Source organism: Pseudomonas sp. ICMP 460, assembly GCF_002723595.1.
GTDB lineage: Bacteria > Pseudomonadota > Gammaproteobacteria > Pseudomonadales > Pseudomonadaceae > Aquipseudomonas > Aquipseudomonas kitaguniensis.
The window spans coordinates 46,029-58,001 of sequence record NZ_LKBR01000028.1 but is presented as its reverse complement, the minus strand read 5'-3'; the positions used below and the strand labels follow the sequence as shown (position 1 = coordinate 58,001).

10 protein-coding genes and 1 pseudogene are annotated in these 11,973 nt (G+C 60.9%); 4 read left to right on the top strand and 7 right to left on the bottom strand.

All coding sequences use genetic code 11. From position 1 onward, the window contains the following. Positions 1-143 precede the first annotated feature (143 nt). The 5 genes from AO240_RS18960 to AO240_RS18940 are packed head-to-tail and all read right to left on the bottom strand — an operon-like array spanning position 144 to position 5,539. On the bottom strand, positions 144-1,361 hold the full coding sequence (locus tag AO240_RS18960) for a phospholipase D-like domain-containing protein (protein WP_099238285.1): 1,218 nt from the start codon (positions 1,359-1,361) through the stop codon (positions 144-146). Positions 1,362-1,417: 56 nt separating this feature from the next. After that, positions 1,418-2,065 (bottom strand): MotA/TolQ/ExbB proton channel family protein, encoded by a 648-nt coding sequence (locus AO240_RS18955; protein ID WP_099238283.1) that lies wholly within the window; start codon positions 2,063-2,065, stop codon positions 1,418-1,420. Between the two features lie 17 nt (positions 2,066-2,082). Further along, positions 2,083-4,362, bottom strand: a complete 2,280-nt coding sequence (locus AO240_RS18950; protein ID WP_099238281.1) for a TonB-dependent receptor — start codon at positions 4,360-4,362, stop codon at positions 2,083-2,085. Between the two features lie 23 nt (positions 4,363-4,385). Further along, the gene (locus AO240_RS18945; RefSeq protein WP_099238279.1) at positions 4,386-5,129 is read right to left on the bottom strand and encodes an energy transducer TonB; all 744 of its coding nucleotides are present in this window, start codon (positions 5,127-5,129) and stop codon (positions 4,386-4,388) included. 2 nt (positions 5,130-5,131) lie between these two features. Next, positions 5,132-5,539, bottom strand: a complete 408-nt coding sequence (locus AO240_RS18940) for a biopolymer transporter ExbD (RefSeq protein WP_005786670.1) — start codon at positions 5,537-5,539, stop codon at positions 5,132-5,134. Positions 5,540-5,729: 190 nt separating this feature from the next. Here AO240_RS18940 and AO240_RS18935 point away from each other — a divergent pair, with 190 nt between their 5' ends. Together AO240_RS18935 and AO240_RS18930 are read left to right on the top strand one after the other, a co-directional pair. After that, entirely contained in the window at positions 5,730-6,284 is a 555-nt protein-coding gene (locus tag AO240_RS18935) for a GNAT family N-acetyltransferase (RefSeq protein WP_099238277.1), read from the top strand. Beyond that, the gene (locus AO240_RS18930) at positions 6,281-7,855 is read left to right on the top strand and encodes an alkaline phosphatase (protein WP_099238275.1); all 1,575 of its coding nucleotides are present in this window, start codon (positions 6,281-6,283) and stop codon (positions 7,853-7,855) included. Before AO240_RS18935 ends, AO240_RS18930 begins: the two co-directional genes overlap by 4 nt. Before the next feature lie 91 nt (positions 7,856-7,946). On the opposite strand, the gene AO240_RS18925 is transcribed toward AO240_RS18930, so the two are convergent. Beyond that, positions 7,947-8,354, bottom strand: a complete 408-nt coding sequence (locus tag AO240_RS18925) for a PA2817 family protein (RefSeq protein ID WP_058413522.1) — start codon at positions 8,352-8,354, stop codon at positions 7,947-7,949. A 75-nt stretch (positions 8,355-8,429) separates the two neighbouring features. After that, positions 8,430-10,877, bottom strand: coding sequence for an acyl-CoA dehydrogenase (locus tag AO240_RS18920; protein ID WP_099238273.1), 2,448 nt, complete (start codon positions 10,875-10,877; stop codon positions 8,430-8,432). 170 nt (positions 10,878-11,047) lie between these two features. On the opposite strand from AO240_RS18920, the pseudogene AO240_RS29025 reads away from it, so the two are divergent. Continuing rightward, positions 11,048-11,206, top strand: a pseudogene (locus AO240_RS29025) (hypothetical protein); the annotation flags it as partial. Between the two features lie 63 nt (positions 11,207-11,269). Next, a complete protein-coding gene (locus tag AO240_RS18910) occupies positions 11,270-11,887 on the top strand; it encodes a glutathione S-transferase family protein (protein ID WP_099238271.1) in 618 nt (205 codons plus the stop codon). The last annotated feature ends 86 nt before the right edge of the window (positions 11,888-11,973 follow it).

Sequence of the window (11,973 nt, the reverse complement as noted above, 5' to 3'; positions counted from 1 at the left end):
CGGGCTGTGGAGATTCAACTGTGGGAGCGGGCTTGCTCGCGATAGCGGTGTGTCAGTTGAACAATACTTATCTGACCCGACGCTATCGCGAGCAAGCCCGCTCCCACAAGGGAAGGTTGGGGGTGTGGGGGAGCTGGTATCGGTCAGGGCTTGCCAGGATGCGGCTCCGGGTAGTGCGCCATCACTTCCAGTGGTTTGGCATACGGTCCGTCCCACAATTGCTGATGCAGTTCGCCGATGCGCTTGGCCATCGCGTCGTCGTGCATCACCACTTCCAGGTTGCGCGAGTTGTCCAGGTAACCGCCGAGCCAATTACTGGTGCCGACCCAGGCCACGTGCCCGTCGATCTCCATGGTTTTGCTGTGGATCACCCGCGCATACGGGATGAACCCTTGCCTGGCCTCAGGCAGCGTGACGATTTTGACCTCTACGTTGGGCAGCACGGCCAGGCTTTTGAGGTAAGGCAGTTCCTGCGTGTCGGTGTTCCAGTTGGACACCATCAGCTTGATCGACACCCCACGCGCTGCGGCCGCGCGCACGGCGTTGTCGATTACCGCGTAGTACGGGCGGGTTTTGTCCGGCCCGTAGGACAGCGGTGCGTAATCGAGCAACTGCACGCGCACCTCTTTTTTCGCTTCGCTGAGCAAGCGCGGCAGTTCCACTTGTGAATCGCCCACGCCCGGCGGGTTGTAGCGTTGCGGGCTGGCGACCAAGTAGTTGCCAGTGCGTGCAGGCGCTTTGCCGGCCGCCGGTAAAGGCACGGGGGTGTGTTCGGCCAGCGCCTGTTGCGCTTGCCAGTCTTGATCGAAGATCGACTGGACCTGGCTCACCACCGTCTTGTCAGTGATCAGCAGACCGGTTTCGTGGATGTGTTCCAGCGAGCGCCAGTCGAAATTCTGGCTGCCGATAAACGCCTGGTTGGCGTCCACTACCATGTATTTGGCGTGGATGATCCCGCCACTCAGTTGCGCGTACGCCAGTACACGGAAGGTCAGGTTGGGGATCGCGCGCAAGCGTTGCAGGGTGGCGGCGTCCGACAGCTTGATGCCTTTTTCTTCGAGCAAAAAGCGAATCTTCACACCGCGTTTGCCGGCGGCTTCGAGGTGCTCGATGACCTTGTCCATCACCGAACCAGGCTGGTCGGCGGCGTAAAACTGGCCAATATCGATGCTGCTTTTGGCGCCGTCAAACAGCGCGCTCCATACCGGCCCCGGTTGGCGCAGATCGGCGGTGCCCAGCGCGGTGTCCACCGGCACGGTGTGCACCAGTTCAAACCCCGCAATTGAAAAGTCCGCCAGGGCCAGCGGACTCAGCAGCAAGCCGGCAAGGCCTGCGATACGCAACTTCATCGAAATCGGCATGGGCGTCTCATCGGGCAAAAAAATGGCGGGCGCAGGCTGCGCCCGCCAGGGGAGGGTCAAGCCGTGCGGCTGTGCAGCGCAGTCGGCACCAGGTGCGGTACTTCACCCTGTACACGTGCGCCGGTGGCGGCGCGAATCAGCAGGATTTTCAGCTGGTCGTTGATGCGCTCCAGGCTGTCCTGGAAGAAATTGTGGAACACCACGCAGAACAACGCGATGGCGATACCCAACCCGGTCGCAAACAAGGCCGTGCCGATACCACCCGAGATCTGACCCGGGTCGGACACGCCGGCGGTGGCCAACGCCTTGAAGGTGTCGATGATGCCCAGAATGGTGCCCAGCAGGCCGAGCAATGGCGCGGCAGTGGTGATGGTTTCGATGATCCACAGGCTGCGCGACAACGGCGCGCGGGTCTTCAGGTACTGGGTTTCGATTTCGTCGTCCAGGTCCTTGCGCGAACCCTGCAACGCCTTCTGTGCCAGCACCGGCAGCACCATGTTCAGCGGCAGGCTGTCACGGCGCGTCAGGCTTTGCGGCAAGTCGCGCTCGCTGTGCACATTGGCGCCGAGCACGTCGGTCAAGGCCCGCGCCTGACGGCGTACGTAGGCGAAGTAAATACCGCGTTCGATGCTGATAAAGATCGCGATCGCCATCGCGGCATACATCACATAAAAGGTGATGTCGTGAAGCAGGTTCATGTCCATGATCTATTACCTCGCAGTTAGAAATTCGCTTCCAGGGAAACGGTTACGGTGCGGTCCAGGCCAACGATGTACGCCGGGTCGCCATCGCGAAAACCGCTGTAGCTGGCCGCGTTGGTCTTGGTGGTGTACACGCCGTCGAGGTACTTCTTGTCGAACAGGTTGTCGACGTTCAGACGCAGGGTCGCGTCCTTGACCACTTTCTTGTCTACCGGCAGGTAGATACCGGCGCCGAGGTTGAAAACGGTGCGGCCGGAAATGGCCTCGTCGTTGGTCAGGTCGCCGAACAGCTTGCTGGTGTATTTGCCGCCGAAGGTGCCGTAGAAGCGCCCGTCGTCATACCCGATGTTGGCCGCCAGCATGTTCTTCGGCACGTTGGCGAACTGCTTGCCGCTGGTTGGCAATACGATGGCTTGGCCCGCGTTGAATACGGTCAGGTCATCCTGTTGTTCGGCTTTGGTGTAGGTGTAAGAGGTGTAGTAGTTGAAGTGGTTGGGCAGCAGGCCGCTCCATTCCAGTTCCAGGCCGCTGTTGTTGACCGAGCCTGCGTTGATGTCGGCGAAGTCGCCATTGACGTCGCGCGACGACACTTGGCGATCCTTGAACTGCATGTAGAACAAGGTGGCCGCCAAGGTCATGTCTTCATCGGTATAGCGCCAGCCCAACTCGTGGTTCCAGCTGGTTTCCGGCTTGGCATCGATGGAGCCTGCGCCTTTGTCGTACAGCACGTAGTTCTGCGGAATGCGCATGTTGCGCGACAGGCTGTAGAACAACTGGTCACGTTCATCCAGTTGGTACTTGAGGCCAGCGTTGGGCAGCAGCTTGTTGTAGGACTGGTTACGTTTTTCCGGCTGCTCGGTGAGGCTGCCGTTATTGGTGCCGTCACGCTTGACGTTCATGTAGGCCAGGCCTGCGACCAGGGTCCAGTCCGGGTTGATGTACCAGGTGTCCTGCGCCCAGACTTTTTGCGCCGGGGTGACGGTGAAACGATCGCGGCCCTGCACGGTGTTGCCGTTGGCGTCGACCACCGAGTCGCCGTCCGGCCAGGTGTCGCTCGGCTTGCCGCTGTTCTTCAACGCAATGAACGGTTGGGTCTGGCTTTGGCGCGCACGCTCATACCAGTAGCCGAACTGCAGGCTGTGATCGCCCAAGTCCCAGTTCAATTTGGTGGTGACGCCCGGGCGCCAGGTCTGGGTGCGCGAAGGGCGGTAGTACACGCCGGTGGTCGAGGAACCGTCGGCGTTGTATTGGGCGGCGGTGGGCAGGTTGCCCAAGTCGAACACTCCGCCCTGGTTCGAGCCACGGTTCAGCGCGTAGCTTGAGGCCCCCACGCCGCTGCCGTTGCCCCAGTAGTAATACGGGATGACCGACAGGGCCAGGTTGTCGGCCAGTTTGAATTGGGTGTTGAGCACGCCGGTGAAGGTCTGGAACGGGTTCTGTGCCAAGGCGTAGTAGTTATTGACCTTGCCGTTGCTGCCCACCGCCGGTATGGCAGGGTAGGGGTCGTACTTGCGGCCCAACTGCTGGAACTGGCCCTTGGTCAACTGGCTGTAACTGTTGTTGTCTTGCTCGTGGTACTTGAGGATCAGGTTGGCAGTGTTGCCGTTGCCGGCATCGAAGAAGCTGTTCCACTCCACCTTGTCTGCGCGTACCGCACCCGAACCGCGCCACATATCGCCTTCGGTGTGCGACACCGACAGCCAGTTGCTCAGGCCGTTGACTTCGCCGGTGTTGAGCCGCGCGAAGGTCTTGCGGGTGGCGTTGCTGCCGACGATCTGTTTGACGAACGCGCCGGTTTCCTTGGTCGGGCGAGTGGTCACGATGCCGATGTTGCCACCGCTTGAGCCGATGTGCGGGCCGTCGGCTTCGGACGCGCCCTGGGTGACGAATATCTGGTCGATGTTTTCCGGATCACCGAGCAGGTTGGAGTACAGCGCATAGTTACCGGAGTCGTTGATCGGCATGCCGTCGATCGACATGCCCACCTGGTCGGAATTGAGCCCGCGCATGGTGAAGCGAAAGCCCGAAAGCCCGGTGTTGTCTTCGCTGGAGATGTTCAGGCCCGGCGTATATTTGAGCTTGTCGATCGCGTTGCCGGTGCCGGTTTGTTTATCCAGCGCTTCCTTGGTCACCGTGGAGCGGCCTTTGATGCTTTCTTCCTGCACCATATAGCCGCCACCCGCTGTGGCCTTGCCCTTAACGCCAATCGTACCGACATCACTTTCGCTGGTATCTGCCATGGCCATGCCGTGGCCCATGCTCGCGGCAACGAGTGCCAGATGAATCCTTGTGAACCTCATCACTGTCGTCCTGGTGTAGGGTGCTATTGCACGCTGTAGTTGAAGGTGGCGGTGAAGCGCTGCTCGTTGCGCCCCCCGAAGGCTTGCTCGGGGAACGGCTTGACTTGCTTGATGCGACGCAGGCTGTTGGTGGCGGCTCGATTGAGCAGCATGCTTGAGGCCGGCGTCTGTATGCCGCTGTCGAGCACGCGGCCTTGGCGGTCCACCCTCATCCAGACCACCACCTCGCCGCTCGGCCGTTCAAGCGATGCCTGGCGCCCGGTGGGGTACTGCTTGTAAGTGTCCAACTCGTTGCGCAAACCTTTGAGGTAGCCGCCTTCCAGCGCCTGGCCATCGACCTGGGGTGGCGCCGGTGGAGCAGGCGGCGCCGGGGTCGGGGCGACGGCGGCCTGTACCGGTTTGGCTGCCACTTGCGGTGTTGCCGTCGGTGCCGGTGGGGTTGTCGGCTTGGCGGCCACCACTGGCTTGGGTTTGGGCACCGGCTTTGGCTCGGGCTTTGGCACCGGCTTTGGTGGAGGCGGCGGTGGCGGTGGCGGGGCAGGCTCGGCCTCTTCAGCCTCGATTACCGGCGGTGGCGGCTCCTGTTCCACTACCGGTTGCGGCACCACTTCCGGCTCAGGCTCGACCAGCGCCAACTCGACCGCCGACTCGTCGTACACCGGCTCAACCTTCAACGTCTGTGACTGGATGCCCATTGCAATCAGCACCAGGGCGATCAGGGCCGGGACACTGCCGAGCAGCTGACGCGCACGAAACAGTACATACATGGTCAGGACTTGCGCGTGGCGATGGAGACGGAGGTAAAGCCACCCAGGCGCAGGGTGTCCATGACTTCCACCAGGCGCGAGACTTCCACGCCCTTGTCACTGTTGACGATGATCGTCGACTTGGTATCAGGCTTTTCCGCCGCCTTCAGCGCCGGCACCAGCGCATCCACCGTGAGGTCCTTGCCGTCCAGTTGCAACTGGCCTTCGAGGCCCAGGGTCAGGATGAATTTGTTCTGCGGCTTGAGCTGTTGCGAGCTGCTGGCGCTGGGCAATTGCGTCTTCATGCCGAGTGCAGGAATCACGTTCAAGCTCACCAGTACGAAAAACACCAGGAGGAACATCATCACGTCGATCATCGGGATCAGTTCGATGTGCGCCTTACGTTTCTTGGGTTCGTCCCAGGTTCTCATTCCGTTACCCCGTCATTGAATTAGGGGCGATACGCTATCAGCCGAAAATGACCGATTGGTTAACTTTAATTTACGTTTTGAAGGCTCTGGAACGCGTCTTTCAGGTGATTATTCTTGCAGTTTTATGACGTAATGTAATTGACACGAACGGCGTACATTGTTGAGAAATTTATCTTCAGAGCCGCTGCTTATGCCGACTGAACTGCCTCAGTTACTCACCCCACGACTGCTGTTGCGCGCGCTGGAAATGCACCAGGCCGAGGTGCTTTGCGTACTCGGCAACGGGCCGAACATTGCTGACAACACCGCCAATATTCCCTCGCCTTACACCCTGGAAGTCGCGCAGAGCTTTATTAGCGCAAGCGCAGAAAAATACCTCGCGGGCGATTTGCTGAGCCTGGGTATGCACGTGCGTGAGACCGGCGAATTAATCGGTATCGTCAGCCTGCGTCTTAACGCTCGTCATCACTATGGGCACTTGGGCGGTTGGGTGGCGGCGCACGTTCGTAACCAGGGCTACGCGGCTGAGGCGGCGAGTGCGGTGATGGATTTGGGCTTTGCCGAACTGGGCTTGCAACGTGTCGGCAGCCAGTGTTTTGGGCGCAACAAAGAGTCGGCGCGGGTCATGCAGAAAATCGGTTTGAAGTACGAGGGGTGCCTGCGCGAGGCGTTTCTCAAAAATGGCGTGTATGAGGATTTGTTGAGCTTCGCCACGGTACGCGATGATTGGGAGCGCGCGTTGTGAGTGGGGCAGTCGACCCTGGACGACGTCGAGTCCTTGCGGGGCTGGCGGTGGCGACGGCGTTTTCGATTCTCAGCCCGTTTGCACGCAGCGCCGGGGTGGATTACCCGTTTACGCTTGGGGTGGCGTCCGGCGACCCGCTGCCGGATGGGTTTGTGATCTGGACGCGCCTGGCGCCACTGTTCAATGCAGCAGATGGGCGTGGTGGTTTGAGCCGCGCAGTGCCGGTGCGTTGGCGCGTGGCCAGCGATGCGGCGATGACGCGCATCGTCAAGCAAGGTGAAGTGACGGCGACTGAGCGTTTCGCGCATTCGGTGCATGTGGAGGTCGCCGGGCTGGAGGCGGGCAGGCCTTACTGGTATCAGTTCGAAGGGCTCGGCGCGCAGAGCCCGGTGGGCCGCGCAATCACCGCGCCGCTGCCGCATGCGCTGGCGGCGGCGCGTTTTGGGTTTGTGTCGTGCTCGCACTGGGAGCGCGGTTACTTCAGCGCCTATCGCCACTTGGCGGCGGAGCAACCCGACCTGGTATTTTTCCTTGGCGACTACATCTATGAAAACTCCTACGCGGCGGACTCGGGCAAGATCATTCGTGCGCATGGCAGCGGCGATGCGGTGAGCTTGAGCGACTATCGCAACCGCTATGCCCTGTACAAAACCGACCCGGACCTGCAAGCCCTGCACGCGGCGGCACCCAGCGTTGCGACGTGGGACGACCACGAGGTGCAAAACGACTACGCCAACCAATGGTCCCAGGACCCGAAAATCCCGGTGGCGCAATTTCTTCAGCGGCGCGCGGCGGCGTACCAGGCGTTTTACGAACATATGCCACTGCGCGCGAGCAGTGTGCCGAAGGGCCCGGATATGCGCATTTATCGGCGCCTCGACTACGGCCGACTCGCGCGTTTTCATGTGCTGGATGGCCGGCAGTACCGTTCCGAACAACCGTGTATCCAGGCTAACGGCAGTCGGCAGGGGCATATCGCAGACGCCAGTTGCGCCGACTTGCTCGACCCGCGTCGCAGCATGCTGGGCTGGCAGCAGGAAGCGTGGCTGGACCGAGGGTTTGCCGAGTCACCGGCGCAATGGAACGTGATCGCTCAGGATTTACTCGTGGCGCCGTTGATTCAGCGTGATCTGACTAGCCAACACGTTGTGCATTGGACCGATGGTTGGGACGGCTACATGGCAAACCGCTCACGGATGCTGGCGTCGATCGAACGTCATCGGCCGAAGAACCCGGTGTTTTGGGGCGGCGATATTCATTCATTCTGGACCACCGACCTGCATGCGGATGCCAACCACCCGCAGTCGCGGGTTGTTGGCACCGAGTTTGTCGGCAGTTCAGTGACCTCCGATGGGCCGCCCTTTGAGGCGTTCTCGCAGATACTGCCGCTCAACCCGCACGTGAAGTTTTTCGACAGCCGCCAGCGTGGCTATGTGTCGGTGGCGTTGGAGGCGCAGAAGATGCTGACGAATTTTCGCGTGATCACCGACCCGCGTGACCCGCTGGCGACGGTGTCGACGCTCAAGTCATTTGTGGTGGAGTCGGGGAAGGCGGGGGCGATAGCGGTTTAATGTGTGGCCAGCCGGTGTGTATGGCTGCGGGGCTGGCATGGCGAACGGGCTTGTGTGGCGAGCCGCTCGCCACGCTGGCCCGCCTCTGCAATCAGTGCTTGCTCTGGTCTTGCGGCATGGCCAGCAGTTGCTTTTCCTGGTTCCAGTCGAACGGTTCGTCGTTCAGTTCGGCTTCATAGCGACGTTCTTCCAGGGCTTGGTACAGGTCCAGTTCTTCGTCGGGCATAAAATGCAGGCAGTCACCGCCAAAGAACCACAGCAGGTCGCGCGGAACCAGGTGGGCGATTTGCGGGTAGCGCAGGATGACCTGGCTCATCAGGTCCTGGCCCAGATACTGGCTTTCGATCGGATCAATCGGCAGCAGGGCGCGCAATTCGTCGAAACGCTCCAGAAACAGAACGTGGCTTTCCTCAGGCACCTGTTCGGCTTCGCCGACGGCAACCAGGATGCTGCGCAGATGGTCGAGCAAGACGAGATGATCGGCAACGACGTTGGACACGAGATAAGTCCTCTAAAGCAAAAACGGGCGCGAGAGTATATAGCTCAAGCGCCCGTAATTATATGGCAGAAGGGATCAGCGGACTTTACCCTCAGCCTGGGTCAGTTCTTCCTTGCTGAAATCATCCACGTCGATCACCTTGCGTCGCGCCGCTTCGGCGTCACGCAGGGTTTGCGCTTCGGCCGGTTGCAGCACGCCGGCATTCAGCGCCGCGTCGATAGCGTGTTCGCCGGCAGCCGGTTTGACCTGGCCGCTTTTGAGCGCGCCGTGCAGCTTTTTCTGCAACGCATGGCTCGCACCCAGCAGGTCGTAGGCATGTTGCAGCGCACCCACCGGATCGTCCGCCGATTGCGGGCGATAGCAGCCAGCCAGCAGTTCCTCAAGGGTCGGGTCGCCTTTGGCGCGACCGATCACCTCGGCCACTGCGGCATCCAGCGCATCGGACGGCCCGGTATGGCGACGGCCGAACGGGAACACGATCACGCGCAGCAGGCAACCCAGCACCTTGTTCGGGAAGTTGCTGAGCAGCTCATCGAGGGCACGCTCCGACTCGCCAAGACTTTCTTCCATAGCCCACGCGAACAGCGGTTGCAAGTGGTCCGGTGAATCCAGGTCGTGATAACGCTTGAGCGCCGCCGACGCCAGGTACATGTGGCTCAGCACATCACCGAGGCGCGCCGACAGGCGTTCGCGACGTTTCAATTCGCCACCCAACAACATCATACTCAGGTCAGCGAGCAAGGCGAACGCAGCTGCCTGACGGTTCAGTGCACGGAAGTAACCCTGGCTCAAGCGGTTACCCGGTGCTTTTTCGAAGTGGCCAATGCCCAGGTTAAGCACCAGCGTGCTGGCGGCGTTGCTCACCGCAAAACCGATATGTTGCATCAGCAGACCGTCGAATTCCTTCAGTGCCTGATCATGGTCTTCACGGCCAGCCAAGGCCATTTCCTTGAGCACGAACGGGTGGCAGCGAATCGCGCCTTGACCAAAGATCATCAGGTTGCGCGACAGAATGTTCGCGCCTTCCACGGTGATAAAGATCGGCGCGCCTTGCCAGCTACGGCCCAGGTAGTTGTTGGGGCCCATGATGATGCCCTTGCCGCCGTGCACATCCATGGCGTGGCTGATGCACTCGCGGCCGCGCTCGGTGAGGTGGTACTTGAGGATCGCCGACAGCACCGAAGGTTTTTCCCCCAGGTCGACGGCATTCGCGGTGAGCATGCGCGCGCTGTCCATCAGCCAGGCGTTGCCGCCGATGCGCGCCAGGGCTTCCTGAATACCTTCAAAGGCCGACAACGGCACGTTGAACTGCTCGCGCACCTGAGCGTACTGGCCCGTCACCAAACTGGTGTACTTGGCCGCGCCGGTGCCCACGGCAGGCAGCGAGATAGAGCGGCCGACCGAGAGGCAGTTCATCAACATCATCCAGCCCTTGCCGAGCATTTCCTGGCCACCGATGAGGAATTCCAGGGGGATGAACACGTCTTTGCCGGAGTTGGGGCCGTTCATGAACGCGGCGCCCAAGGGCAGGTGGCGGCGGCCGATTTCCACACCGGGGGTGTCGGTCGGGATCAGCGCCAGGCTGATACCCAAGTCTTCTTCTTCGCCCAGCAAGTGGTCCGGGTCATACGCCTTGAACGCCAGCCCCAACAGGGTCGCAACCGGGCCAAGGGTGATGTAGCGTTTTTCCCAGTTCAGGCGCAGGCCGAGGGTTTCCTTGCCTTCCCACTCGCCTTTGCAGATCACGCCGGTGTCGGGCATGGCGCCAGCGTCGGAACCGGCCAGCGGGCCAGTCAGCGCAAAACACGGAATATCATCGCCCCGCGCCAGGCGCGGCAGGTAGTGATTGCGTTGTTCGTCGGTGCCGTAATGCAGCAGCAACTCGGCGGGGCCCAAGGAGTTGGGGACCATCACGGTGGAGGCAAGGTCACCGCTGCGGGTGGCGAGTTTCATCGCGATCTGCGAGTGGGCGTAAGCCGAGAAGCCTTTGCCGCCGTATTCCTTGGGAATAATCAGCGCAAAGAAACCGTGGGTCTTGATGTGCTCCCACGCGGCGGGCGGCAGGTCCATGGCCTGGCCGATTTCCCAATCGCTGACCATCGCGCAGAGTTCTTCCGTAGGGCCGTCGATAAACGCCTGTTCTTCTTCGGTCAGTTGCACCTTGGGGTAGGCCAGCAACTTGTCCCAGTCAGGGCGACCGCTGAACAGTTCGCCGTCCCACCACACGGTGCCCGCGTCAATCGCGTCGCGCTCGGTTTGTGACATCGGCGGCAGGACTTTCTGAAACCAGCTGAACAGCGGCTTGGTGAAATACTGACGGCGCAGGTCCGGCAGCAGTAACGGCGCGGCCACCACGGCGATCAACACCCAGAAGATCAGCAGCAGCCAACCCGGCGCGTGGCTCCAGGCACCCATCGCCAGCAGGTAAACAGCCACCACGCCCAGGGCGGGCAGGGGCGCGATACGGCGGTGTGCCAGGTAGGCAATGCCTACCACCAGCACCAGTATCCACAACAACAGCATATTCAATCCTCCGTGAAACCAGGGCGAAACCACCATGGAGCTTAGTCGGCATGCGAACAAGCGCGGTGGTCAGGGTGTAACCAGTTGTACTGGAGCGCGCAGCGGTGGCTGATCGCCATTTGGCAGAACTGTCATTATCTACAAGGCAAATCTGTCGTTAAGCTTCAGGCCTGAGTCCCCGCCGCCTCATCGATAGTGACCACCCTGCGGTGGTGGAGTTCGCCGAAAAACATCGCGGTTCCAGTGCGGGTTCACGTGACCAGGCAGTCAGTATTTTTGAGCGTCACAATGCCGGATCAACTGAGCGACAGGCACACCGATTCAAGCCGCGCGCAAACCGGCGTATGCTGCGTCGTTCATCAAGCCATGTTCATTAACGATAAGGCGCGGTCATGCTGAAAATCTGGGGTCGTAAAAACTCATCAAACGTCAGGAAAGCCCTGTGGTGCGCCGAAGAGCTCGGCCTCGACTACACGGCGATTGATGCAGGCGGGGCGTTTGGTGTGGTCGACACACCGCACTACCGCGCGATGAACCCCAATGGCCGCGTGCCCGTGATCGAAGATGGCGACTTTGTGCTGTGGGAGTCCAATACCATCGTGCGCTACCTCTGCGCCAAGCACGCGTCGAGCTGGTACCCGAGCGATCTGCAAGCGCGGGCGAATGCCGAAAAGTGGATGGACTGGACCACCTCAACCCTCGCCGAACCGTTCAAAGCGGTGTTCTGGGGCATTTTGCGCACCCCCGCGGAAAAGCAGAATTGGGACGCCATCAATGCCGGGCGCCAGGCCTGTATCGATGCCTTGAGCAGCGTGGATAAAGCCCTGGCCGAGCAACCTTACCTGTCGGGCAGCGAGATCGGCATGGGCGACATTCCCTTGGGCAGCTTTATCTACGCCTGGTTTGAAATGCCTATCGAAAGGCCCGCAATGCCGCATCTGGAAGCCTGGTATCAACGCCTGCAACAACGCCCGGCCTACCGCAAAGCGGTGATGACCGCGTTGACTTAATACCGACTATTAATAAGCGTGACTGTACTTGTGCGGCGCGGGCAAGCACCATGCTTGTCATGCGCCGCCGTTGAACTACGTGCGCT